The organism is Actinoplanes missouriensis 431 (assembly GCF_000284295.1).
Taxonomy (GTDB): domain Bacteria; phylum Actinomycetota; class Actinomycetes; order Mycobacteriales; family Micromonosporaceae; genus Actinoplanes; species Actinoplanes missouriensis.
Genome location: NC_017093.1, coordinates 3,062,383 through 3,087,080, shown reverse-complemented (window position 1 = coordinate 3,087,080; position 24,698 = coordinate 3,062,383). Strand labels below are relative to the sequence as shown.

Here is a 24,698-nt window from a genome sequence, read left to right as displayed (position 1 = left end):
CCCGCCACCCTCACGACACCGGAACGCGACATATGCGCGATTCGAACGCAAAGTCGTGACCCTCGTGCCGGCAACGACATCGACCCCTGGTTCATCGACGACTGCTAAAGTGCGGCCGCTTCATCTTGATCATGGGGGGATTCAGTGACCGGATTCCGGGCAAGCGTCGCCGGCCTCGCCGCCGTCAGTCTTCTGTTCACAGGCTGCCGGACGGCTGACCCGGTCGATCCGGCCGGCCCGGCCACAGCGGCGGCGCCGGCGTCCGCCGCGCCGGCTCCCAACGGTATCGAGGCGCTCACCGCGGAACAGATCATGGACAGGGCCCGACAAGCGCTCGCCGATGCGCCGTCGTTCCGCTTCTCGGGCTACCAGATGCACGGCGAGGCTCGGCCGTTCGCTGAGTTCACCGCGGTAGGCGACGATCTCGTCGGCATGATGCGGCTTGCCTCCGAACCCGACTTGAAGAACGTGACCATGGAGATTCTCCTGGCCGGCGGCGTGCAGTACATCAAGCCCAGCGAGGATTATTGGAGGACCCTCGCCGACGGCTACGACCCTGAGGCGGCCATCGCGGCCTCCCGGGACAAATGGATCCGGGTACCCGCTTCGGCGAGGACCTTCGGCGCCATCTTCGCCAGGGACCGGCTTGTCGCGGACTTCGACGTCCCGGCCGGAACCGTCGCCAAGGGAGCGCCGTCCGAGGTCGACGGTGTGCCGGTCCTGACGATGGGGTCAGCGGAAATCGGTGGCATGAACGCCCGCGTGGCCACGACCGGTGAGCCCTATCCGCTCCGGTGGGACACCTGGGCGGGCGACGATGTGGAGCTGACCGGAATCGGCGCCACCTACCCGCCGATCGAGAAGCCGGCGGCCGACCGGGTGACCGACATGCTCACGGTGATGAGATCCGCCCGCGCGGGCAAGGCCTGACGATCGGCCCGAACAGCGCGCTCGGACGACTGCCCAGCGCGGCGACCGGAAGTCAAGAACCCGAGCCGGCGCGGACCAGGCCGCACTCGTAGGCGAAGACGACGGCCTGGACCCGGTCGCGGAGGGCCAGTTTGGTCAGCACCCGGCTGACGTGGGTTTTGATCGTGCCCTCGGAGAGGAAGAGGCGCCCGGCGATCTCGGCGTTGGACAGGCCGCGGGCGATCAGGCCGAGCACCTCGCGCTCCCGCTCGGTCAGCGACTCCAGGGCCGTCGGCGCCACGACCGGGCCCTCGCCCGCCGTGACATAGCGGTCCAGGAGGCGGCGGGTGACGCTCGGGGCGACCACCGACTCGCCGCGCGTCACCACCCGGATCGCCGAGAGCAGGTCGGGGGCGAGGGTGTCCTTGAGCAGGAAGCCGCTCGCGCCGGCCCGCAGCGCGGCATACACATATTCGTCCAGGTCGAACGTGGTCAGGATCAGCACCCGGGTGCGGCCCTCGGTGTCGTCCGCGCAGATGCGCCGGGTGGCCTCGACGCCGTCGACGCCGGGCATCCGGACGTCCATCAGGACGATGTCGGGGCGCGCGGCGCGGACCGACCGGGCTGCCTCGGCGCCGTCGGACGCCTCGCCGACGACCCGCATGTCCGGCGCGTTCTCCAGGATCATCCGGAAGCCGGTGCGGACCAGGGCCTGGTCGTCTGCCAGCAGCACACTTATCACGTCGGTCGCTCCTCGACGGGCAGGACGGCCCGCACCACGAAACCGCCCTGCGGGCCGGGGCCGGCGTCGAACCGGCCACCCAGGAGTCTCACGCGTTCCCGCATGCCGCGCAGTCCCGTACCCATGCCGTCGTGGTGGGCGGGCACGGACCCGTCGTCGCTGACGGTGATCTCCACCGACCCGGTCGCGTAGGCGACGACCACGTCGGCGCCCGCTCCCGCGCCGGCGTGCTTCATCGTGTTCGTCAGAGCCTCCTGCACGATCCGGTACGCCGAAAGGTCTACCGCGGACGGCACCGGGACCGCCGTGCCCTCGACCCGCAGCCCCACCGGTGTGCCGGTCGTCTCGCGGACCTGGTCGACCAGCGCGGGCAGCATCGCCAGGCCGGGCTGCGGGTGCCAGGCGTCGTCGACCTCGCCCACCGTGGACAGCACGCGGCGCATGTCGGCGAGCGAGTCCCGGCCGGTCTTGATGATCGCCTCCAGGGCCGCGCGGGTGTCGGCCGGCCGGTTGTCCAGGGCGGCGGCCCCGCCCTGCGCCTGGATCACCATGACGGACAGGCCGTGGGCGACGACGTCGTGCAGCTCCCGGCTGATCCGGCCCCGCTCGGCGGCGACCGCGAGGACAGCCTGCTGACCGCGCTCACGCTCCCGGTCGACCGCCCGGGCGCGCAGCTCGGCGAGGTAGGCCCGGCGGCTGCGCGTGCCTGAACCGATCGCCCAGGCGGCGACGAGGATCAGGATCAGGCCGGGCAGATCGTTCCAGGCGATGGTCAGGCTGGGCTCCACGGGGTCGTCCGGGAGGGGGCGGGGCGCGGGGTCCTCCGGGAACGGCCGGGGCTCGGGCACGGGGAACGGCGGCCGCTGCAGCTCCGGCGCCGGACGAGCCTCGCGCACCGCGAACGTGCTGGAACCGACGGCCAGCACCAGCAACGCCGCCAGCACCGCCAAGGATCTCGCCCAGCCGTGCCGGACGGCGACCGTGTAGAGCAGGATCGGCACGCTCAGGTTGATGATCGTGAGCGGCATGCCGCCGGCCAGAGGAATCACGGCGGCGGCGCAGCAGACCGCAAGCAACACCACCGGCCATCGGCGGCGCAGCGCGACAGCCGCGGTCGCCAGGACGGCCGCGGCCCACCAGAGCACGCCGGGCTCACTCGCGGTCTCGTCGCTGCTGTTCACCACGACGCAGGTGAGCAGCAGGGTGACCGCGAGGGCAGTGTCCGCAATGGTCGGCCGATGCACAGTGCGACCCTACGGCCGCCACCCCGCGCCCGAATCCGCCGCGAGAGGTATTCCCGGATACCTCCCCAGGCGGACGCCGCTATCGCCGCGGGTACCACACGATGACCGGCATGAATCGATCTATGGCTCTGAGCATGGCAGCGGTGACGGCGGCGCTGGTCGCCGCCTCGCCTCCGGAAACCGGAGCGGCGGCGGCAGCGGCCCACCCGCGACCGACGATCACCTGGCAGCCGTGCCCCGCCTACTCCGACGAGGCGCTCGACATGATGGTCCCGCCGGACCTGCGGTACCGTTTCGAACAGCTGCTCGGCCGCCTCGAATGCGGCACGATCAGCGTCCCGCTCGACCACACGAGGCCGCGCGGCCGGAAGATCACCGTCGCGCTCACCCGGCTGCCCGCCACCGACCGGGCGCACCGGCTGGGCAGCATCGCGCTCAATCCCGGCGGTCCGGGCGGCAGCGGTTACCTCATGCCCGTCCAGCTGCTGACGCAGGGCGCGGCCGACGGCCTGAACGACCGCTACGACCTGATCGGCTTCGACCCGCGGGGCGTCGGCTACAGCACCACGACCGACTGCCCCGACGCCGACGAGGGCCCGGACTCGATCGGCCCGCTGACGAAGGCGCAGGCCCGCACGCGCTACCGGGCGGAGGCCGAGGCCAACGCCGCCTGCGGGCGATCCGACCCCGCCTTCCTGGCCCGGCTCACCACCGCCGACGTGGCCCGTGACCTCGACCTGATCCGGGCCGGGCTGGGTGAGCGGAAGCTCGGTTTCCTCGGCGTCTCCTGGGGCACCTGGCTCGGCGTGGTCTACCGCAGTCTCTTCCCCGCCTCGGTGAGCCGGATGTTCCTGGACAGCGTCGCGATCCCGGACTTCAGCCTGGTCGCGTTCTCCGACGGCCGCGCCGCCGCGGCCGAGCGCAACGCCCGGCGGATGACGGCCTGGCTGGCCGAACGCGACGAGCGCTACCACCTCGGCTCCACCGCGCGTCAGGTCAGCGCGACGATCGCCGCCCTGCGCGCGGACTACGACACGAACCCGCGCGCGTTCACCGACCTGCCGATCGCGCTGGACGGCTCGTTCGTCGCGGTCGCCGCGAGCCAGGACGCGCCGGTCTGGCCGCTCGCCGGACAGGTGCTCACGGAACTGCGGGAGGCGACCGGCCCGGCCGCGCCGCCCACGGTCAAGGAGGTCATCCGGGTGCCGTCGACCTCCGAACCGGAACCGCCGGCGGATCTCCCCGAGCAGGGCAACCGCACGATGAACCGGGCCGCGTTCTGCAACGAGGACCCCAGCCGGCTCGGCTTCGAGGCGGCGTGGGCCGCCTACCAGCGGCGTCTCGCGGACAATCCGCTCACCGGGCGGTCGCTCGGCTTCTCCGCCGGATGCGCGGGATGGCCGCTGCCGGTGCAGACCGTGGACCTGCGGCGCGGCGGCGGGTCGCTGGTGCTGTCCGGGCACCGCTGGGAGACGCCGTCGCCGTACGAATGGACCTGGCAGACGAGGGCTGCGGTCGGCGGCACGGTCTACACCGTCGACGACGACGTGCACGGGTCGGTGCTGCAGCAACCGGACTGCGCCGCCGATGTGGTCCGGTATTTCGGGACGGGCCGGATCGACCGGGGTTGCGCCGGCGTGCCGGTACCCGCGGACGCCGCCGAGAAGGCGGCGGGCATTGCCGCATTCCCGGGTGCCAGTCCGGGGAAAGTGACGTTCCGAACGCTTGCCGCGAGTAAGTTATCACTCTAAGTTAGTTGTCACAGCAACAATTCCCGAGGAGTTCCGATGCGCGCAGCACGCTTCCACGAGTACGGCCCGGCCGAGATCCTCGTCGTCGACGACGCTCCCGAACCGCACGCCGGCCCCGGCGAGATCCGCATCCGGGCCGCCGCCGCCAGCGTCAACCCGATCGACTTCAAGATCCGCGCCGGCGTGCTGCGCGACTACTACCCGGCCGAGCTCCCGGCCATCCCCGGCCGCGACGCCGCCGGCGCCGTCGACGAGGTCGGCGACGGTGTCACCGGCGTGGCGGCCGGCGACCGGGTGTTCGGGCTCGGCGGCATCTTCGGGGCCAGCGCCGAGCACGTCGTGCTGACCGCGTGGGCGCCGGTCCCGGACACCTGGACCCTGGAGCAGGCCGCCGGCGCCGGGCTCGCCGTCGCCACCGCGGGCGGCGCCCTCAACCTGCTCGGCGACCTGTCCGGCAAGACCCTGCTCGTCGAGGGCGCGGCCGGCGGCGTGGGCAGCGCGGCCGTGGCCATCGGCGTGGCCCGCGGCGCCACCGTCATCGGCACCGCGAGCGAGGCCAAGCACGACTACCTGCGCTCGATCGGAGCGCTGCCCACCACGTACGGCCCCGGCCTGGCCGACCGGGTCGCCGCCCTCGCCCCCACCGGTGTGGACGCGGTCCTGGACGCCGTCGGCTCGGGCTCCCTGCCCGACCTGGTGGCCATCGCCGGCGACCCGGCCCGGGTGGTGACGGTCGCCGACCACATGCTCGCCGGCGGCCTGGGCGTCCGGCACTACACCGCCCAGAACGACTCGGCGGTGCTGGCCGAGGGCGCCGGCTACGGCGCGACGGGCGCCTACACCCCGTTCGTCGCCGAGACCTTCCCCCTGGAGAAGATCGCCGAGGCCCACCGGTACGCCGAACGGGGCCGCACCCAGGGCAAAGTCATCGTCACCATCTGATCATTCCCGTCATTGGCAGGTGTCCATCACCCGCCGGGCCGGGCAGGCCGACCGGCGAGCCCGGCCGGACTCGGCCCCTGCCTCTGCCCCCATGAGACGGGCCCACCCAGGGCCCGTCTCATCGCCTTCCCGCCTCGACGGGACAGCGGCTATCGGAATCGCCGGTCAGGCAGCATTCGTCAGTGCCGCGTCGATGGCACGGTGCAACGCCGCCCTGCTGATCGTGACGGTTCCCTCCGGCGCCGCCGCATCATGCTGAAGGCCCGCGACGATGTAGTCCTGCATGAGCCGCGACGGGGTTGTTCCACGCCGATCAGCCTCGGCCTCCAATGCCTCCGACCACTCGGCGGGCAGACGCACAGAATGCACAATCTTCGCGCGTGGCCGGTCGGTGACAACCTCGGCGCCGGCCCAGTCGCGGTCCTCGAGTGCAGCTCGGATATCGCTGTTCTCCGTCATGGCTATCCCTTCAGCATCCGCTCGATCGAGGCAACCTCGACATCATCGAGATACCGCGCCCCTGCGACGGTGTACTGGTCGTCGCGCTGTGGATCCAGTTCGATCAACGCTACGGCCAGCCAGCGCCCTTGCCGGTCCCGGCCCGCAACGTTGAGGACCGCCCCGATGTGCCTGCGCACGACCGGCCGGCTCTGACGCAGCACAAACACCGCGTCCTGCCATGCCACACGGGCGGCACTCAGAGCGGTGTAGCTGTCATCGTTGAACTCGTAGTTCTACTCCACCACCCTACTGTAAACGCCACGTATACGAAGTCCAACCGTGCCTTCTGTGCGATGGTGCCCAGGTCGCTACCCTGGTCGCTGTCCGGGCGATCACAAAGCCGCGTTCGGCGTGCGCCGGGCCCCTCAGCTCCGGCCGACCGCGCGGCTAACTGCGGACCGTTGCCGCCGCGAGACGCTGGAACTCCTCGCGGGCGCCGTTGAACAGGAAGTCGACGGTCTGGGTCAGCGCGATCGCGGTCAGCCCCCGCTCCGGGTCGGTGAACCAGGTCGTGCCGTAACCGCCGTCCCAGCCGTACCGGCCCGGCCCGGAGACCTCGTCCGGGGTGACGCTGACCGCCATGCCGTACCCCCAGCCGTGCCCGGAGAGCGGGAACTCACCCGCGTCGGCGATCTGCTGCGGGGTGAGATGGTTCGTCGTCAGCCGCCGGGCCGACGCGGCGGACAGCAGGCGCCGGCCGCGGTGCACGCCACCGTTGAGCAGGAGCCGACTGAACGCGAAGTAGTCGTCGACGGTCGAGGCCAGACCGGCGGCACCGGACGGGAACGCGGGCGGCCGGCTCCACTCCTGGGGCGTCGACCCGGGTTGCGGTTCCAGCCGGCCGGTCTGCGGGTTCGTCGCGTACAGGCCCGGCAGCCGGGCGGCCTCGGCGCGCGGCAGGGAGAAACCGGTGTGCCGCATGCCGAGCGGCCCGAACAGCCGGCGGCGCAGGAACTCCCCCAGCGGCCGGCCGGCGGCGCGCTCGACCAGCACGCCGAGCACCAGCGCCCCGGTGTTGTACTGCCAGCGTTCTCCCGGCTGGTACATCAGCGGCAGGGTGCCGAACCGGCGGATCCACTCGTCCATGTCCAGCGGCGTCCGCGGGTCCGGCTGCGCCATCGCCAGCTGCAGCTCGTCGGCCGCGGCGATGATCGGGTACGGCGGTTGGACGCTGGGCTCGAAGAGGATGCCGTGCCCCATCCGGAAGGTCAGCACGTCCTCGACGGTGATCGGCCGGACCGCCGGGACGGTCTGGTCGAGCGGCCCGTCGAGGCGGGTCAGCACCCGCCGGCCGGCCAGCTCGGGCAGCAGCCGGTCGACCGGCTCGTCCAGCGCGAGCCTGCCGTCCTCGACAAGCATCATCGCGGCCGTCGCGATCACCGGCTTGGTCAGCGAGGCCAGCCGGAACGGCGTACCCCGGCGCATCGATGGTGTTCCGCCGGGCGTCAGGGTCCCGATGGTGTCGACGTGCACCCGCCCGCGGTGCGCGACCAGGTACACGATGCCGGTCAGCTCACCGCGCCCGACGCGGGCCGCCATCGCCGCGTGCAGCGCGGCCAGACCGGTGTGCCACGGCCCGCCGGGCGACGCCGACGCCGGTCCACCCGTCACGACACCTGTCGCAGCGGCGCCCGCGCCCGCCAGCAGTGTTCGCCTTCGCATCACCGATCTCCGTCCGTCTCGTCGACTCATACCAGTGGAGACCATCGGGGTGACGCGAACTCATCGGTCCGGGGCGAGGTCGGCGATCACGTCCGGCCAGAATCCGGTGTCCGGGCCGATCGCCGGATCGATCGCCCGGAAACGTTCCAAAACGTGGTCACACAACTGCTGACAGCCGCGATAGGGATCGTCGATCTCCGTACCGCGGCCGTCCTTCCACGCCTGGATCTCGGCCTCCCCGGCGGCGTTCTGCGCGTCGGCGAGCAGCGGGACGATCCAGTGCCAGCGCCAGGCGCACTCGACGAACGCCGGGATCGACGAGTTCACCGGCGTCGGCGTGATCCCCGAGGGATACAGACGGGCCAGATCCGGATGTACGGCGGAGGAGCGCGGAACGGCCAGGACCGCGTCCGAGCCCGGGACGGCGGCGATGATCGCCGAGCCGTACGAGCCCAGGACGTGATAGGCGGGCGCGGCGTCGTGGAACCCGCCGGCGACGCCCATCAGGCCGTCGGTGCGCTGCGGCGGGAGCCCGTAGGAGAGCAGGGCGGATTTCGCCGGGGCGGGCAGCCGCCAGTCCTCCAGCGCTGAGGCCGGAAGCACCGGCGGGCCGCCCGGCCCGGTCAACTCGCCGAGGGCGCCCTCGAGGATGCGGTCCACCGCGTTCCACGTCGTGCTCACATCCACGAGGACTCCCTGGATCTGCCGCGAAAGCCCACCGGAGACCGCTCGACGAATCGCCGAGAGCGCGTTGTCCACGCGCGAAGCTCCACGACAGTCTCGCACTCGTGTACCGCGGCATCCGCGCCGCGCGGTGGGGGCCGGTCGTGGGCATCGGATCCCGGCAGGCGAACCGGCCCGCGCCCGGGCCGTAGTGCGCGCCCGCAGATAGTAGTTCGCGCCCGCAGATAGTAGTTGCCGTCACCGGATGCCGGGTCCCGGTACTGGCCGGTGAACCGCATCGGGTTCTCGATGCTCTGCGCCCGGCGTCACCTGAACCGGGCGACCGAGCGGGTAACCGGCCGTCTCCGGCAACGGAAGACGGCCGCCCACGGCCACGGCTGACCACCGCGGCCGACGCCTCACTCGCGAGCCGCCAGCACCGCCACCGGTCGGTCCCGGGTCGCCGCGAACGACGCCACGGCGCTGGTGGCCCCAGTGATCATGAAACCACCGACGACCACCACCGCGATCAGCGACCACGGCAAGTCGAGGGTGGCCGCCCCGGACACCGCGCCGGTGGTGAGCAGCACGGCGAGCAGAGTGCCGCCCGCCGCCACCGCGCCGAGCGTCAGGCCGATCGCCGTGGTCAGCGCGGATTCGGTGATGGCGATGCGGATCACCTGGGCACGGGTGAACCCGGCAGCGCGAACGGCCGCGAACTCACGCCGCCGGGCCGCCACCGTGATGACGATCGCGTTGACCACGCCGACCAGGGCGTACACCACCCCGAGGCCCATCACGGCGATCAGCACGCCGGTGCTCGCCGCGGAACGCGCCGTGCCGTCCTGCCGCAGCCAGTCGTCGGTGGTGCGGACCGGGCCGATGGTGCGCAGGGCGTCGGCGACCGCCCGCACGTCGGCGGCCGGGTCGAGCGTGACGAAGCTTCGCCAGTTCGCGTCGCTGAGCTGGTCGGCAGTCAGCAGCCCGACCGGCAGGAGCACGGTGGCGCCGCCGCCGATCTGCTGCGGCACCGCTGCCACGACGGGCAGCGGGCCCAGGTCGGTGTCGCCGACCCGGATGCCGACGGTGTCACCCGGCGCGAAGCCGTCCGCGCCGGGGCCGGCCGCCACGGCGGCGCCGCGCAACGCGCTCAGATCGCCGGCGAGCGGATGCACCCGGGCGTACGCGCTCGCGTCGACCACCAGGGCGGAGGTGATCCTGGTGTAGGCGAGCTCACCTCTGCCCGTGGTCAGGGCGACGGGCAGCTGCGCCTCGGCGGCGGTGGCGGCGACGCCCGGCGTGGCCGGCAGGCCGGCGGCGCCCTCGACCACCAGATCGGCGCGCGTGTCGCGGTGCTGCTCCGCGCGGCCTGCCGCAGCGAACGACGACGCGGCGCCGGCCTGCCCGAGCAGCAGACCGGTCAGCACGAGCAGTGGCGCCGCGACCGAGGCGGCCCGGCGGGCGTCGTCCCGCAGGTTCGCGACCGCGAGCAGCCCGGCGACGCCGGCGCCACGGCCCGGCACGAGCCGCGCCATTGCGCGCACCAGAGCCGGGCCGAGCAGACTCAGCGCGATCACCGCACAGACGCTGACGCTGGTGGCCATCGCCTGGCCGCCGGTCGCGCCACCGACGGGCGCCAGCCCGGCCAGCACGAGCGCGCCCACGGCGAGGACCAGCCCGAGCGCCCATCTCCCCACGGGCACGGCGCTGACGACGTCCTCGGCGTCACGCAGTGCGGCCAAGGGCCGGATGCGGCCTGCTCGGCGAGCCGCGAGCAGCACACCGGTGACGGCAAGCAGCGGGCCGGTCGCCGCCGAGACGGCGACGATCCAGCCCTGCCAGTGGCCGGTGAACCCGTCAGGCGCGAGATTCAGCCGGTGCAGCAGGCCGGTCTGCACGGCCGTCGCGGCGACGCCGGCGGGGATCCCGGCCAGCGTGCCGAGGCCACCCAGCAGCAGAGCCTCGCCGAGCAGCAGCCGCCGCAGGTGCCGGCGGGTGGCACCAGCGACCCGCAGCAGCGCCAGTTCACGGCGACGCTGCTCGACGGCGAACGCGAAGGTGGAGGCGATGATGAACACCGCCAGCAGCGCGGCGAATCCCAGGCTGACGGCCAGCAGCGCCACCAGGGCCTCGTTGCTCTCGGCGAATCGCATCCGCGCGTTCGGCGAGGCGCCGGCGGGCGGGGTACGGGTCGCCGCCGTCACGAGCAGCAGCAGCGAGGACTGCACCAGCGCGACACCGAGGCAGACGGTCAGCGTGGCGCCGGCGAAGAGGGTCCAACGGTCGCGGAACCCGGCCCAGCTCAGTCGCATCATGTCAGGCCTCCAGGCCGACGAGCCGGTCGGTGACCTCACGGACATCGGGGCCGGCGATCCGGTCCACGATGCGACCGTCCCGCAGGAACACGACGAGGTCGGCGCGGGCCGCCGCGACCGGATCATGGGTCACCATCACGATCGTCTGCCCGGCGTCGGCGGCACGACGGAGCAGGTCCAGGACCGCACGGGCCGAGCCGGTGTCGAGCGCGCCGGTGGGCTCGTCGGCGAAGAGCACATCGGGCCGGGTGACCAGCGCACGTGCGACGGCGACCCGCTGTTGCTGGCCGCCGGAGAGCTCGCGCGGTTTGCTGCGGCGCCGCTCGGCCAGCCCCACCGCCGCGAGCGCGTCGCGGATCAGGCCGGCTTCGGGCCGGCGGCCCGCCAGGCGCAACGGCAGCGCCACGTTCTGTTCCGCGGTCAGCGAGCCGACCAGGTTGAAGCTCTGAAAGACGAAACCGATCCGGGTACGCCGCAGTGCGGCCAGCGCGTCGTCATCGAGGGTCGCGATGTCCGTGTCGTCGAGCACGATCCGGCCGCTGTCGGGCCGTTCCAGTCCCGCCGCGCAGTGCAGCAGTGTCGATTTGCCCGAGCCGGAGGGTCCCATCACCGCGGTCCATGTGCCCCGGGGGAAGTCGATGTCGATGCCGTCGGCGGCGCGGACCGCCGCCGGGCCGGTGCCGTAGGTGCGGCTCAGCCCGTGCACCGAGATCGCCGGAGCCGCGCCCACCAAGGAGTTGATCATGAGAGCAGCCTATTTATACTGCTCAGGGACGACCATGAAGCCGTCCCCCGGGTTCAGGGTAGGGCCTCCCCTACCACCGGGCCGGCCCGGACGGGTCACGCTGAGCGCGACAACCCGTCCGGGATCAACTCGAGATCAGCCCCGGCGCCACTTCTGGTTCGCGCCGCCGACGCAGTCCCAGAGGTGCAGGCGGGCGCCGTCGTTCGGGTTCCACTCCGCGATGTCGACGCACTTGTTGGCCTGCGGGTTGACCAGGTCACCGGCCGCGCTGAGCACGAACTGCTGTGCCGGGTTCCCGCTGCAGGTGGCGATCTGGATGACCGCGCCGTTGTCCCGTGAGCCCCAGGCGACGTCCATGCACTTGTTGCTCTGCGTGCTGATCGTGCCACCGCTGAACGTCCACGCCTGCGCGGCGGTGTTGTTGCAGGTCCAGACCTGCAGCGGCACCCCGTCGGAGAAGTTCGCGTTGTTCACGTCGACGCACTTGTTGTTCCAGTTGCTGAGGATCCGGTTGCCGGTGGCCGGCGGGTTCCCGCCCGCGCCGAACGGGCTCATCACGATGCCGGCCTGCTGCGGGTCGCCGTCGTGGACCAGTGACTCGAACCCGCCGACGTCGTCGTAGGCGAAGCCGTAGGCCTTACCGTCGACCATGTTCGCGTGGATGATCCGGGAGTAGTGGTTCGGCGCGCTGTTCTTGTAGAACGCGTTGGCGTCGTACACCGGCTCCTGGGTGGACGGGCCGAGCGTCCCCCGTACCAATGCCGTGCAGATGGTCCGTCGCACCTCGCTCTGGATGAACGGCGCCACGTTGGGGGCGTTGAAGACGCCGTCGCAGCCCCAGACGTTGGCGGTGCTGGGCTTGTCGACGGTCGCGACCTCGGCGCCGCTGCTGTCGGTGAAGCGCATGGTGTTGCCGACGGTCCGGCCGAAGAACCGGCGGTTCGGCTCGTTCTGGCGCGGTACGACGGTCAGCGTCTTGCTGGTGTACGCGCTCCACGCCGCGGTGATGTAGGAGTCGAGGTAGTTCGCGGGGAACTTCCCGGCGTCGGTGGCCTTGCCGGGCGCGAGCACCCGCAGCACGGTGCCGTCGACGCGGGTGATCACCGAGTCCTGCCAGCCCGGCTGCGCCTTGATCGCGTTGATGACCTTGTTGCGGCCGTCGCTGACCACGTCGCCGGTGCGTTTGGTCTGCCCGGCGCCGTTGGTCACGGTGACAGCGTGCGGGATGCCGAAGAAGTCGACCTGTGAGCTGTTCAGCCACAGCCCGGCGTCGTTGAAGGTGAATTCGCTGGTGTCGAAGAGGACGTTGTAGTTCGGGTCGCCGGACGCCCACGGCGCGGGCTGGACGAAGCCGTCCGGGGTGATGAAGAATTTGATCTTGTCGCCCATCGCCATGTAGACGCGGCCGGACAGGCCCTTGGGGATACGGATCGTCGTGGTCCCGCCGTTGCCGGGCCCGGCCATCGACACGTCCGGGGCGGGCACGGGCGGGAGGCCACCGGCCGGCCAGGGCGTGAACGCGCCGCCGCTGTTGACGTAACCCCAGCGCCCGTTCATGGTGCCGATGACGTAGAGGAACACGGCGTCGCCGCGGCCGGTGTTGTTGGTGACGGTCAGGGGGAGCACGGCGGGCGACGCCGCCGACGCGGGCGTGGTCACGGCCACGATCGGGGACGCCAGCGCGAGCGCGGCGACGGCGGTCAGCCATCTCAGTCTGGTACGCAAGCCAACTCCTCAGCTCTGTCCAGGCACACCCGGCAGGCTCGGGGAAGCGGCCGCGTGGCTGGTGGCGGCGAAGGGGACGTTCGCCGGCGCCGTCCCACGGCCAGCAGCCGTGAGAGCGCTCTCACAGCATCGTCAGGGTTGTTAACTGATGTCAACAGTGGATTTCATAAATGTTTCAGGCGGCGCCGAGCCGGTCCAGCGCCGCGCGGGTAAAAGCGGCGGTGTCGGCCGTGCCGCCCAGGTCGGCGGTGCTGACGCCGTCGGCCAGGACGCCGAAGACGGCGGCGAGCAGATCCGCAGCGGCTTCCGGGTGGCCGAGGTGATCGAGCATCATCGCCGCCGACCACATCGCGCCCACCGGGTTCGCCGTGCCCCGCCCGGCGATGTCCGGCGCCGAGCCGTGCACCGGCTCGAACATGGACGGGAACTCCCGGGACGGATCCAGGTTGGCCGCGGGCGCGACGCCGATGCTGCCGGCCACGGCCGCGGCCAGGTCGCTGAGGATGTCGCCGAACAGGTTGGAGCCGACGATCACGTCGAACCGCTCCGGCGCGAGGACCAGCTTGGCGGCGAGCGCGTCGATGTGCTCCTTGTCCGACCGGACCCCCGGATGACGCTCGGCGACCTCCGCCACCAGCTCGTCCCAGAACGGCATGGTGTGCACGATCCCGTTGCTCTTGGTCGCCGACGTCACGTGGTTGCCGCGGCTCTCGGCGAGCGTGTAGGCGTACTCGACGACGCGGGTGACGCCCCGGCGGGTGAAGACCGCCTCCTGGACCGCGAGCTCGTCCTCGGTGCCGCGGCCGAGCCGGCCGCCGATCTCGGAGTACTCCCCCTCCACGTTCTCCCGGACGACGACCAGGTCCACGCCGGTGGCGTCACGCAGCGGGCTCGGCACGCCGTCGAGCACCTTGATCGGGCGCAGGTTGACGTACTGCCGGAACGCCCGCCGGATCGGGATGAGCAGACCCCACAGCGAGACGTGGTCGGGCACGCCGGGCCAGCCCACGGCCCCCAGCAGGACGGCGTCGTGCCCGCGGATCTGCCGCAGCCCGTCGTCCGGCATCATCGCGCCCTCGGCGAGGTAGCGCCGGCAGGACCAGTCGAACGTGTCGTAGGCGAAGGTGACGCCGTGCCGGCGGCCGGCCGCGTCGAGCAGCGCACGGGCCGGGGGAAGCACTTCGGCGCCGATGCCGTCGCCGGGGATGAGCGCGATGCGGTAACCGGTCATGGGTCTCAGTAGACAACCGGATGCCGGGGCCGTCCATGCGTCGGTTCGGGCAGGACGAGCGGAGTGCCGGTCGTCGGGTCGGTGATGACCCGGGCCCGGACGCCGAAGACCGTCTCGACCAGCCCGGCGTCGACGATCTCGGCGGGTGGGCCCTGCGCGACCACCGCGCCGTCCCGCATCGCGACGATCTCATGGGCGTAGCGGCAGGCCATGTTGAGGTCGTGCAGCACGGCGACGACCGTGCGGCCGTCCGCGTTGAGGTCGGTGAGCAGGTCGAGGACCTCGAGCTGGTGGGCGAGGTCGAGGAACGTGGTCGGTTCGTCGAGCAGCAGCAGGTCGGTGTCCTGGGCGAGGACCAGGGCGATCCAGACCCGCTGCCGCTGCCCGCCGGAGAGCTCGTCGACGGGCCGGTCGGCCAGGGCGGTGATGCCTGTCGCGGCCAGGGCGGCGGTCACCGCCTGCTCGTCCGCGGGCGTCCACTGCCGCAGCCATTTCTGGTGCGGCTGGCGTCCCCGGGCGACCAGGTCGGCGACGGTGATGCCGTCCGGGGCGACCGGCTGCTGGGGCAGCACGCCGATGCGGGTGGCGACCTCGCGGGTCGGCAGCCGGTGGATGTCGGCGCCGCCGAGCAGCACCGTGCCGCTCTCCGGGCGCATCAGCCGGGCCAGGCCGCGCAGCAGCGTCGACTTGCCGCAGGCGTTGGGGCCGACCACGGCGGTGATCTTCCCGGGAGCGATCCGCAGGTCGAGGCCGGTCACCACGGCTCGGCCGTCGTAGGCGAGGCCGAGGCCGGTGGCGCGCAGGTCGGTCATCCTGTCCTCCCGATCCGGTTGGCTCTGGCGAGCAGCCAGATGAGCAGGGGTGCTCCGAGCACCGTGGTGAGCACCCCGACCGGCAGTTCGGCGGGCGCGAGGACCCGGCGGGCGGCCAGGTCCGCGCAGGCCAGCAGCGCGGCGCCGACCGCGGCGGAGGTGACCAGCGCGAGCCCGCGTTCGCGGACCAGGCGGCGGGCGAGCTGCGGCGCGGCGAGGGCGACGAACGCGATCGGGCCGGCCGCCGCGGTGGCCACGGCCGCGAGAGCCACGGCCGTGGCGAGCAGGCCGACCCGCGCCGGTTCGGCCCGGGTGCCCAGGGCCAGGGCCAGGTCGTCACCGAGTTCCAGGGCCCGCAGCGAGGCGGCCAGCCGCAGGGCGACCGGCAGCAGCGCCGCGACGGCGAGCAGGACGGGCAGCACGTGGCCCCACGACCGGCCGGCGAGACTGCCGGACAGCCAGATCGCGGCTTGCTCGGCGGTGTAGACGTCGGCGGTGTTGAGCAGGTACGCGGTCACCGACGTGAGCATCGCGGTGATCCCGATGCCGACGAGCACGAGCCGGTACCCGGTGACTCCGCGACGGCGCGACAGCAGGTAGATCGCCACCGCGGTCGCCAGCGCCCCGGTGAGGGCGCCGGACGCGACGGCGACCGGGCCGGCCGCCACGACCACCACGAGGAACACCGCCGCCGCGCCGGCGCCCGCGTTGATGCCGATGATATCCGGGCTGGCGAGCGGGTTGCGCACGACACGTTGGACGATCGCGCCGGAGAGCCCGAACGCGGCGCCGACGGCGAGCGCGCCGAGCGCGCGGGGCAGCCGCAGCTCGAGGATCACGTAGGCGCTGCGGCGGGTCGAGCCGTCGCCGCCGGCCAGGACCGTGACCACGTCGGTGAGCGGCATCGGGTAGTCGCCCATGGTCAGCGAGGCGATCGTCGCGGCCAGGGCGACGAGAAGGGCGGAGAGGCTCACCACGGCGGCGCGCGGGTGGACGCGCGTCATCACAGTCCGGCCAGCCTTCGGCGGCGTACCAGGGCGATGAAGAACGGCGCGCCGGCGATCGCCGTGACGATGCCGGCCTGCAGCTCCTGCGGCCTGGCGACCACCCGGCCGAGCACGTCGGCGGCGAGCAGCACCACGGGCGCCAGCACCGCCGCATAGGGCAGCAGCCACCGGTGGGCGGGCCCGGTCAGGGCGCGGGCCATGTGCGGCACGGTGAGTCCGACGAACGCGATCGGCCCGGCCAGCGCCACCGCCGTGCCGGCGAGCAGCACCACGGCGAGCGCGGTGGTCGCCCGACCGGCGGCGAGACGCCGCCCGAGCGATCGGGCCATGTCGTCGCCGAGCGCGATGGCGTCCAGCGCCCGGACCGACATCGCCGCCAGGACGGTCCCGGCGGCCAGGAACGGCAGCGCCGCGCCGATCACCGGCAGGCCGGCCGCGGTCAGCGCGCCCACCGACCAGTACCGGTACGCGTTGAACGTGTTGATGTCGAGCAGGGTCAGCGCCGTGGTCAGCCCGCCGAGCAGCGCTGTCGCGGCGGCGCCGCCCAGCGCCAGTTTCACCGGGGTCGCCCCGCCGCGGCCGAGCGAGCTCAGCGCGTACACCCCGGCGCCGGCCAGGGCCGCTCCGGCGAAGGAGAACCACACCCAGCCTCCGAACGTGTGCACGCCGAACACCGAGATCCCCAGCACCACGCTCAGCGCGGCGCCGGCGTTGACCCCGAGCACCTCCGGCCCGGCCAGGGCGTTGCGGGTCAGGCCCTGCAGCAGAGCGCCGGCCACCCCGAGGGCCGCGCCGGCCGCAACCCCCACGAGGGTACGGGGTAAGCGCAGGTACTCCACGATCCGCTGAGCGTCGGAGCCGTCCGGGTGCAGCCAGGTGCCGACCACCGTACCCATGCTGATGGTCTCGTTGCCGATCGTCAGGGAACCGAGGACCGCCGCGATGAGCACGACGACGGCCCCGGTCAGCCCGGCTGCGCGAGCGTTCAGAACCGCTCCGGGTGCAGCAGAGCGGCCAGGTTCGCCACCGCGTCGGCGTTGCGCACACCCGGCGTGACCTCGGCGAACGTGACCGCATAGATCCGGCCGTCACGGATCGCGGGCACATTGGCGAGCGCCGGGTCGGCCTTGAGCCCGTCGATGACGCTGCGAGCGCCGTCCGGTCCGACCTCGGCGCCGCAGCAGGCCGGCACCACGATCACCTCAGGCTTGCGCCGGATCAGCTCCTCGGTGCCGATCCGGGTGAGCCGGCCGGGCACGTCGTCGAAGACCTGGGTGCCGCCGGCCTTCTCGATGATCGTGGTGGCGACGTCACCGGCGCCGAAGACCCGCAGTTCGCCGCCGCCCGGCCGGTTCAGCATCGCGACCGTCGGCCGCTCGACCCCGGCGAGCTTGCCCTCCACCCCGGCGACGGTCTCCCGCATCGTGGCGACGAGCGCCTCGGCCCGCGCCGGGACGCCGAGGACCCGGCCCAGGTCGGTGAGGTCGCGGTAGACGCCGTCGAGCGAGACGTCGTTCTCCCCGAGCGATTTCTGTCCCTCGCCGTCGGCGGTCGGGCAGTACTGGCTGAACAGGTACGAGCCGATGCCGATCCTGTCCAGCTCGGCGCGGGTGCCCAGGCCCTCGGTGGTGAACGCGCCGGTGAAACCGGAGACGACGAAGTCCGGGTCGAGCCGCAGCACCTCCTCCCGGCTCGGGTACTCCTCCGGGTAGTAGGCCGGCTTCTGCCGATCCGGGTGGAACTGCCCGGCGTACCCGGGCAGCAGCGGATTGTCCAGGTAGGCCGCGCCGACGAGCCGATCGCCGGCGCCGAGCGCGTACACCGCCTCGATGCCGTTGTGGAACGCCGCGAAGATCCGGATGGGCGGCGCGCCGGCCGGCACGGCGACCCCGCAGTTGGCGACCGTGACCGCCCCGCTCGCGGTGGCCGCCTCGGGTCCGGCGCCGTCACCGGCACAGCCGGCGAGCGCGAGCAGCAGAACGGACAGTGGCGCGGTGATACGCCAGGGCATGGGGAACCGCACAGCGGGACCGCCTTCCAGCACCTCGTGGACGGGTCGAAGCGTGCCGTGGCCGGTCTCCTGGCTGACGGGATGGTGCGCCGGCGGCCGGCCTTCCCGGGCGAGAAGCACCCAGTGACCTCGACGCGCGACGAGGGCCGACGGCAGTCCCGTTCACAGTGGCGAGGGCCGCGCCGGCTTTACACCGGCTTCCCGAGCACCACGGCGGCGATCACTGTAGCCGCCCGGTCCGGCGGCCCGACCCGGGCGGTCGCGGGGCGAGGTTCGGATCACCCCGGGAACCATCACGGCGTACGGGCCGACTGATGTGCCGTGCGAAGTTCGCTGAGAACACCTGCCGTGGTGCTGGCCGTCGCGGCGACGGCCGGACTGGTCCTGATCATGGCGTTGCGGTTCGGCGGGGCGGTCGACGACACCGTGCTGCCGGGCATCCCGACTCCCGGACCGGTCACCCTGTGGCTGCTGCCGATCGTGCGGATGCTGGCGGATCTGCTCGGCGTGCTGACCGCCGGCCTGACCGTCACGGCGGCGTTCCTGCTGCCCGGCGACGGTCGCAGCGTGGCGGCCCACGGCTGGCTGCTGCTGCGCCGGGTCACCTGGCTGGCGCTGTCCTGGGGGCTCGCGTCCACGGCTCTGATCGTCCTCACCGTCTCCGACGTGCTCGGTATGCCGGTGACCCGGCTGAGCGGCCAGGCCGTGCTGAGCTTCGCGATCTCGATCTCGCAGGGGCAGGCGCTGCTGCTGCAGGCCGCACTCGCCGTGACGGTGGCGGTGCTGAGCCGGGGCGGGGTGTCGCGCGGGCTGGCCGCCGTCACCGCCGGCCTGGCGATGATCGCCCTGCTGCCACCGGCCTTCACCGGGCACGCGGCCGGCGCGGGTGACCATCAGATCGCGGTGACGAGTCTGGCGCTGCACGTGCTGGCGGCGTCACTGTGGATCGGCGGGCTGGCCGGCCTGCTGCTGGTGCGCCGGCATCGGCGGTTCGCCGACACCGCCGGCCGGTACAGCCGGCTGGCCCTCGCGTGTTTCGTGGCGACCGGGGTCAGCGGGGTGGCCAACGCCGCGGTCCGGCTGGGCGGGGCGGCGGCGCTCGGGGACTCGCGGTACGGCGTACTGGTGCTCCTGAAGGTCTTCGCCCTGGTGATCGTCGGGTTGATCGGGGTGGCGCATCGCCGCCGGACCCTGCCCGCGCTCCGAGCCGGAGCGCCGTGGGCGTTCCTGCGGCTGGCGGCCGGCGAGCTGGTGGTCCTCGGCGCGGCCGCCGGTCTCGCGGTGGCGCTGTCGCGCAGCCCGACCCCGGTTCCGGAGGAGACGGTGGCGCCGGATCCCCTGGTGGAGTTGCTCGGCTTCGACCAGCCCGGCCCGCCGTCGGCCGTGCGGATGCTCACCGGCCCGCTGCCGGACATGTTCTTCCTGACCGTCTGCGCTGCCGGGATCGCCGCCTACCTGGTCGGCGTGTGGCGGCTGCGGCGGGCCGGGCACGGGTGGCCGATCACCCGTACCGTCTCCTGGGTCTCCGGCATGCTGCTGCTGGCGGCGATCACCGGGCTCGGCGTCGCCCGGTACGCCTACGTGCTGTTCAGCGTCCACATGGTGCAGCACATGGTGCTGTCGATGGCGGTGCCGATCCTGCTGGTCGGCGGCGCCCCGGTCACCCTGGCGCTGCGCGCGCTGCGCCGCCCGGCGGATCCGCAGGTGCGCGGCGCCCGGGAGTGGCTGCTGCTGATCCTGCACAGCCGGCCCGCGCGGATCCTCAGTCATCCGCTGGTCGCCCTGGGCATCTACGTGGTGAGCCTGTACGGCCTCTACCTCAGTGACCTGCTCGGCACGCTGATGCGGTACCACCTCGGGCACCTGGCGATGCTGGTGCACTTCGTGCTCGCCGGCTACCTGCTGTTCTGGGTGCTGATCGGCGTCGATCCGGGACGCCGCCGGGTGCATCCGGCCATGCTGACCGTCGTGCACTTCCTGGCGATGGTGGCGCACGCCTTCTTCGGGTTCGTGCTGCTGCAGTCCACCACGGTGATCGCCGCCGACTGGTACACCGCCGTGCATCCGCCCTGGGCGTCGTCGCTGCTTGCCGACCAGCATCTCGGCGCGAGCCTGGCCTGGGCGTTCGGCGAGATCCCGGCGGTCGTCATCATGCTGGTGCTGGTCCGCCAGTGGATCCGGTCGGACGAGCGCGAGCAGGCCCGTCTGGACCGCGCCGCCGACCGCGCCGACAGCTCCGGTGAGCCGGACGACCTCGCGCGCTACAACGCGTTCCTCGCCGCCACGGCCGCGCGGGAGCAAGCCGGTGGGAACTTTCCGGCGCCGGACGCAGACCAATAGGCACACACCCCTTAACGAAACGGGCATCATGCGATTCACCTTCTTCGCCGGTCCCCGGCGCCGCGCCGCCGCCTCCGTCCTGCTGGCCGGAGTCCTGACCGCGGGCGGCCTGTCCGGCTGTGGCGGCACCGAGGCCACCTCGGGCGCCGGGACGACGCCGCCCAGCGCGCCGGCGGCCGCGGCGGCCACCCTGACGGTCAAGGACCCGTGGGTCAAGGCGGCCAAGGCCGGCGAGATGACGGCGGCGTTCGGCACGCTTGTCAACGGCACCGGCGCGGACATCACCGTGACCTCGGTGCAGACCCCGGCCTCGCCGGCGGAGCTGCACGAGATGGCCATGCAGGACGGCAAGATGATCATGCGGGAGAAGGAGGGCGGCTTCGTCGTCGCGGCCGGCGGAACCCACGAGCTGGCGCCCGGCGGCGACCACCTGATGCTGATGAAGCCGGCGCAGGAGATCAAGGCCGGCGACGAGGTGACGTTCACCCTCACCCTCGCCGACGGCTCATCGGTGCCGTTCACCGCGGTCGCCAAGCCGTTCGCCGGGGCCGAGGAGAGCTACGCCCCGGGTCACGGCATGCCGATGGGCAGCACGGCGCCGTGACGATCCCGCCTCCCCCGGTGAGCCGGCGTCGCCTGCTCACCGCCGGTGCGGTCACCGGCCTCGGCGTCGCTGCCGGGGCCGGCGTGCGGCCTGCGGCCGCGTCCGCCGCGGACACCTCCATCGGTACGGCCGTCGTCGCGTTCCACGGCCCCCGGCAGTCCGGGGTGGCCGAGGATCCACCGGCGCACGCCTCGTTCCTGGCCTTCACCCTCCAGGCCGGGACCGACCGGTCGGCGCTGGGCCGGATGATGCGGCTGCTCACCGACGACGCGTCCCGCCTCACCCGGGGCGAGCCCGCGCTCGGCGACACCGACGCGACGCTGGCCGTGCTCCCGGCCCGGCTGACCGTCACGTTCGGCTTCGGTCCCGGCCTCTACCGCGCCGCCCGCCTGCCGGCCCCGATCGCCGACCTGCCGGCGTTCCCGATCGACCGGCTACAGGACCGCTGGTCCGGCGGCGACCTGCTGGTGCAGATCTGCGCCGACGACCCGCTGACCGTCGCGCACGCCCAACGCATGATCATCAAGGACGCGCGGCCGTTCGCGGCGGTCCGCTGGGTGCAGATCGGCTTCCGGCGCAGCCCGGGCGTTCACGCGCCGGAGCACACCCAGCGCAACGTGATGGGCCAGCTCGACGGCACCGCCAACCCCCGCGGCGCCGAGATCGACCCGGCGGTGTGGAACCCGGACGGGTCCAGCACCCTGGTCGTACGCCGGATCCGGGCCGAGATGGAGGCCTGGGACAAGCTGTCGGTCTCCGACAAGGAGAACGCGTCCGGCCGGCGGATGGACTCCGGCGCCCCGCTCAGCGGCGCCGCCGAGCACGACCGGCCCGACTTCGCCGCCGTCGACGAGTTCGGCCTGCCGAAGATGCCGGACTTCTCGCACGTCACCCGGGCCCGCGTCGAGGATCCGCGACTGAAGATCCTGCGCCGGCCGTACAACTACGACGGCGTGCCGGACGCGCGCGGAGTGCCGGACAGCGGACTGATCTTCGCCGCCTATCAGCGGGACATCGCCGAGCAGTACGTGCCGATCCAGCGCCGTCTCGCCGAGAAGGACCTGCTGAACGAGTGGATCACGCCGATCGGCTCGGCGGTCTTCGCGGTGCCGCCAGGATGCGCCGAGGGCGGCTGGATCGGCGAGCAGGTGCTGACGTGAGGCTTCGCCGTGACTCTCGTGGCGGTGCCGGCGTGAGGCGGCTGGTCACGGCCGTGACTGTGGTGGCGGCGTGAGGCGGCTGGTCATCGTCGTGGCCGTCGTCCTGGGGGTGCTGGCGCCGGGCGCTCCGGCCTGGGCGCACGCCCAGCTCGTCGCGGCGGACCCGGCCAAGGACGCCGTCCTGGCCGCGGCACCGTCCGCCGTCACGCTGCGGTTCAACGAGCGGATCAACCCGGACTTCATCACGATCGTCGTCAGCGACCCGGCGAAGCAGCGGGTGCCGGCGTCCGAGGTGACCGTCGACGACGTGTCCGGGACGCTGACCCTCACCGGCGCGCTGGGCAACGGCGTGCACACCGTGGCGTACCGGGTGGTGTCGGTCGACGGGCACACCGTGCAGGGGTCGTACCCGTTCACCGTCGCCGACCCGGGCCTGCCGGCCGCGCCGGTGGCCGCCTCGGTGGCCGCCGCGCCGGCCACCGAGGGTGGATCCGGTGGTGTGCGGACCGGCCTGCTGGCCGGTGTCGGCGGCGCCGGCCTCGTGGTCGCCGTCGCCGCCGTCTGGCTCCGCACCGGTCGCCGGCGGTCCGGGTCATGAGACCGTCACCGCGTTCGTGGTTCACACCGTGAGTCGTCCGTAACGGCCCCGGCGTTCCTGGTGACCGACTCCCGCAGGTTTGGCCGCAAGTTGCCGATCAGACTGTCGAAGAGCGACACCTGCCGTCTCGTCACGAGGGGAGGTTGCGATGAATCGCACCCTGGGCGTACCGCGCATCGAAGTGAATGTGATCCAGGAGCAACCACTGCCCTGGCGGGCGCCGGAGGTGATGATCTCGTTCGGCAGCGGGCCCACGATCGTCTGCCGGGTCACCCGGCAGCCCGGCGACCTGCTGCGTGTCGAGCACGAGGGCGTCGGCATCGCCGAGGGAACCTCCGCCGACCTGCAGTGGACCCAGGACGGCCGGGGCAGCTTCGCCACCGGCACGGTCATCGCCCCGCCGCCCTCCGCCCCGGCCGGCATCTACATCCGGGTGGACCAGTCGGTCACCGGCATCGAGCGGCGGCTGAGCACGCGGGTGCCGGTCCGGGTGCCCGCCACCCTGCACACCGTGAACGACCGGGCGGTCTCCGGCTGGACCCGTGACGTCTCCCTCGGCGGCGCCAACATCCTGCTGGAGCTGCCCGGGCACGACGACGCGCGGGCGGCGCTCGCCGCAGCCGGGATAGCCGGTGGCGCCTCGGCCACGGTCGACCTGACCCTCCCGAGCGGCATCCACCACCTGCGGTGCCAGATCACCGGCGCCGACCAGCACTCCGCCGAGATCCGGGTCCGGTTCCTGCACCTGAACATCGCCACGATGGACGAACTCGGCACCTTCCTGCACGACGAGCAGCACCGCATAGCCCTGCACCCGGATTGAACGGCTCAGGTGAGCGACGGCGCGGCCGATCTGAAGGAGGGGCTCGTACCGACGAGAGGAACCGATGGCTGATCGAAACGCGCGGCCCGGATCCTCCGCCCCGACGGCGGCCTATGAGCTGGAGAAGCCGTCGCTGGCGACGGCTCGCGCCGCCCTGCAGGGCTACTTCGGGCCACATACCGAAGACCTCTGGCTCACGCTGTTGTTCGACGCCGGTCTGACCGGGGACGAGACCAGTCTCCGCGCCGTGAGCCGGTTGATCGCGACCATGCAGGTCTCCCACCCGATCGCGCGCCTGTGCGCCCGAAGCCTCGCGGTGCGGGTCGCGGTATACGAACGCCTCGTGGCCAAGGGATCCGAGACCGAGGTGACCACGTGAGCGCGGATCGGCACGATACCGCTGCGGGCTCGGACCGCTACGACGTCCTGGCGGACATCGATCTCGACGACCCGGAGCTGCGTGACCGCCTGAACCGGATCGCCGAGCGCACCGCGGAACGGCTCGGCCAGCCGATCGCCCTGGTCAGCATGGTGCTCGACACGGCACAGGTCTTCCCCGGCTCGTACGGGCTGACGGGCTGGCTCGCCGAGATGGGCGGCACCCCGATCGAGTGGTCCTTCTGCGTCAACGCCGTCAACTCCGGGACGTCCTACGTCGTGCCGGATGCCACCGATGACGCCCTGCAGTCGACCAACCCGCTGGTGACCAACGACGGCATCCGCAGCTATGCCGGGGTTCCCGTCGTGCTCGACGGCGCCGTCCTGGGAACGCACTGCGTCCTCGGGACGGCCGCGCACGTGTTCACCGACGCGGACCTGGCCGAGTTGCGCCGCGGCGCCGAGGAGGTCAGCGAACTGCTTCGCGCGTACCGATCGACGTGAGCAGCGGGCGGCCACCCGGTCAGGGGCGTGA

24 protein-coding genes and 1 riboswitch are annotated in these 24,698 nt (G+C 72.7%); of the genes, 10 read left to right on the top strand and 14 right to left on the bottom strand.

The genetic code is table 11. The annotated features are described in order from the left end of the window. The first annotated feature begins 144 nt into the window (after positions 1-144). Complete coding sequence (locus tag AMIS_RS14465; RefSeq protein ID WP_014443053.1) at positions 145-930, top strand: hypothetical protein; 786 nt, start codon at positions 145-147, stop codon at positions 928-930. Between the two features lie 52 nt (positions 931-982). Here the strand turns inward: AMIS_RS14465 and AMIS_RS14460 are convergent, their stop codons facing one another. Together AMIS_RS14460 and AMIS_RS14455 are read right to left on the bottom strand one after the other, a co-directional pair. Continuing rightward, on the bottom strand, positions 983-1,651 hold the full coding sequence (locus AMIS_RS14460) for a response regulator (protein ID WP_041829784.1): 669 nt from the start codon (positions 1,649-1,651) through the stop codon (positions 983-985). Further along, a complete protein-coding gene (locus AMIS_RS14455) occupies positions 1,648-2,895 on the bottom strand; it encodes a sensor histidine kinase (protein WP_014443051.1) in 1,248 nt (415 codons plus the stop codon). The genes AMIS_RS14460 and AMIS_RS14455 overlap by 4 nt, the downstream gene beginning before the upstream one ends. 110 nt (positions 2,896-3,005) lie before the next feature. On the opposite strand from AMIS_RS14455, the gene AMIS_RS14450 reads away from it, so the two are divergent. Continuing rightward, the gene (locus AMIS_RS14450) at positions 3,006-4,646 is read left to right on the top strand and encodes an alpha/beta fold hydrolase (protein ID WP_157434865.1); all 1,641 of its coding nucleotides are present in this window, start codon (positions 3,006-3,008) and stop codon (positions 4,644-4,646) included. Positions 4,647-4,682: 36 nt separating this feature from the next. Further along, positions 4,683-5,588: an NADP-dependent oxidoreductase gene (locus tag AMIS_RS14445; RefSeq protein WP_014443049.1), complete on the top strand. Its 906-nt coding sequence runs from the start codon at positions 4,683-4,685 to the stop codon at positions 5,586-5,588. A 165-nt stretch (positions 5,589-5,753) separates the two neighbouring features. Here AMIS_RS14445 and AMIS_RS14440 read toward each other — a convergent pair whose 3' ends face one another. From AMIS_RS14440 to AMIS_RS14385, 12 genes are all read right to left on the bottom strand, one after another. Continuing rightward, the gene (locus AMIS_RS14440) at positions 5,754-6,047 is read right to left on the bottom strand and encodes a hypothetical protein (protein ID WP_014443048.1); all 294 of its coding nucleotides are present in this window, start codon (positions 6,045-6,047) and stop codon (positions 5,754-5,756) included. 2 nt (positions 6,048-6,049) lie between these two features. Continuing rightward, complete coding sequence (locus tag AMIS_RS14435) at positions 6,050-6,274, bottom strand: hypothetical protein (protein WP_014443047.1); 225 nt, start codon at positions 6,272-6,274, stop codon at positions 6,050-6,052. A 202-nt stretch (positions 6,275-6,476) separates the two neighbouring features. Next, positions 6,477-7,751 (bottom strand): serine hydrolase domain-containing protein, encoded by a 1,275-nt coding sequence (locus AMIS_RS14430; protein ID WP_014443046.1) that lies wholly within the window; start codon positions 7,749-7,751, stop codon positions 6,477-6,479. Positions 7,752-7,811: 60 nt separating this feature from the next. After that, entirely contained in the window at positions 7,812-8,438 is a 627-nt protein-coding gene (locus AMIS_RS14425) for an SUKH-4 family immunity protein (RefSeq protein WP_172666590.1), read from the bottom strand. A gap of 395 nt (positions 8,439-8,833) precedes the next feature. After that, on the bottom strand, positions 8,834-10,729 hold the full coding sequence (locus AMIS_RS14420; RefSeq protein WP_014443044.1) for an ABC transporter permease: 1,896 nt from the start codon (positions 10,727-10,729) through the stop codon (positions 8,834-8,836). 1 nt (position 10,730) lies between these two features. Further along, positions 10,731-11,474, bottom strand: coding sequence for an ABC transporter ATP-binding protein (locus AMIS_RS14415; protein ID WP_014443043.1), 744 nt, complete (start codon positions 11,472-11,474; stop codon positions 10,731-10,733). Positions 11,475-11,609: 135 nt separating this feature from the next. Next, complete coding sequence (locus tag AMIS_RS14410) at positions 11,610-13,199, bottom strand: beta-1,3-glucanase family protein (RefSeq protein ID WP_014443042.1); 1,590 nt, start codon at positions 13,197-13,199, stop codon at positions 11,610-11,612. A 175-nt stretch (positions 13,200-13,374) separates the two neighbouring features. Next, on the bottom strand, positions 13,375-14,430 hold the full coding sequence (locus AMIS_RS14405) for a tartrate dehydrogenase (protein WP_014443041.1): 1,056 nt from the start codon (positions 14,428-14,430) through the stop codon (positions 13,375-13,377). 5 nt (positions 14,431-14,435) lie between these two features. Beyond that, complete coding sequence (locus tag AMIS_RS14400; RefSeq protein WP_014443040.1) at positions 14,436-15,242, bottom strand: ABC transporter ATP-binding protein; 807 nt, start codon at positions 15,240-15,242, stop codon at positions 14,436-14,438. Beyond that, complete coding sequence (locus AMIS_RS14395; RefSeq protein ID WP_041829782.1) at positions 15,239-16,246, bottom strand: FecCD family ABC transporter permease; 1,008 nt, start codon at positions 16,244-16,246, stop codon at positions 15,239-15,241. Before AMIS_RS14395 ends, AMIS_RS14400 begins: the two co-directional genes overlap by 4 nt. Then, positions 16,246-17,199 (bottom strand): FecCD family ABC transporter permease, encoded by a 954-nt coding sequence (locus AMIS_RS14390; protein ID WP_014443038.1) that lies wholly within the window; start codon positions 17,197-17,199, stop codon positions 16,246-16,248. Before AMIS_RS14390 ends, AMIS_RS14395 begins: the two co-directional genes overlap by 1 nt. Positions 17,200-17,234: 35 nt before the next feature. Further along, positions 17,235-18,260, bottom strand: coding sequence for an ABC transporter substrate-binding protein (locus AMIS_RS14385; RefSeq protein WP_014443037.1), 1,026 nt, complete (start codon positions 18,258-18,260; stop codon positions 17,235-17,237). Between the two features lie 42 nt (positions 18,261-18,302). Next, a riboswitch (cobalamin riboswitch) is annotated at positions 18,303-18,488 on the bottom strand. A 93-nt stretch (positions 18,489-18,581) separates the two neighbouring features. On the opposite strand from AMIS_RS14385, the gene AMIS_RS14380 reads away from it, so the two are divergent. The 7 genes from AMIS_RS14380 (at position 18,582) to AMIS_RS14350 (ending at position 24,667) form a co-directional block, all read left to right on the top strand. Beyond that, a complete protein-coding gene (locus AMIS_RS14380) occupies positions 18,582-20,600 on the top strand; it encodes a cytochrome c oxidase assembly protein (protein WP_014443036.1) in 2,019 nt (672 codons plus the stop codon). A gap of 28 nt (positions 20,601-20,628) precedes the next feature. Next, the gene (locus AMIS_RS14375) at positions 20,629-21,204 is read left to right on the top strand and encodes a copper chaperone PCu(A)C (protein WP_014443035.1); all 576 of its coding nucleotides are present in this window, start codon (positions 20,629-20,631) and stop codon (positions 21,202-21,204) included. 17 nt (positions 21,205-21,221) lie between these two features. Then, on the top strand, positions 21,222-22,364 hold the full coding sequence (locus AMIS_RS14370) for a Dyp-type peroxidase (RefSeq protein WP_041829780.1): 1,143 nt from the start codon (positions 21,222-21,224) through the stop codon (positions 22,362-22,364). A 70-nt stretch (positions 22,365-22,434) separates the two neighbouring features. After that, positions 22,435-22,962 carry a copper resistance CopC family protein gene (locus tag AMIS_RS14365; RefSeq protein ID WP_014443033.1) on the top strand — a complete coding sequence of 176 codons (528 nt, stop codon included), beginning with the start codon at positions 22,435-22,437 and terminating at the stop codon, positions 22,960-22,962. A gap of 148 nt (positions 22,963-23,110) precedes the next feature. Next, a complete protein-coding gene (locus tag AMIS_RS14360; RefSeq protein ID WP_014443032.1) occupies positions 23,111-23,785 on the top strand; it encodes a PilZ domain-containing protein in 675 nt (224 codons plus the stop codon). 64 nt (positions 23,786-23,849) lie between these two features. Beyond that, positions 23,850-24,164 carry a hypothetical protein gene (locus AMIS_RS14355; RefSeq protein WP_014443031.1) on the top strand — a complete coding sequence of 105 codons (315 nt, stop codon included), beginning with the start codon at positions 23,850-23,852 and terminating at the stop codon, positions 24,162-24,164. After that, the gene (locus tag AMIS_RS14350) at positions 24,161-24,667 is read left to right on the top strand and encodes a GAF domain-containing protein (RefSeq protein WP_014443030.1); all 507 of its coding nucleotides are present in this window, start codon (positions 24,161-24,163) and stop codon (positions 24,665-24,667) included. Before AMIS_RS14355 ends, AMIS_RS14350 begins: the two co-directional genes overlap by 4 nt. The last annotated feature ends 31 nt before the right edge of the window (positions 24,668-24,698 follow it).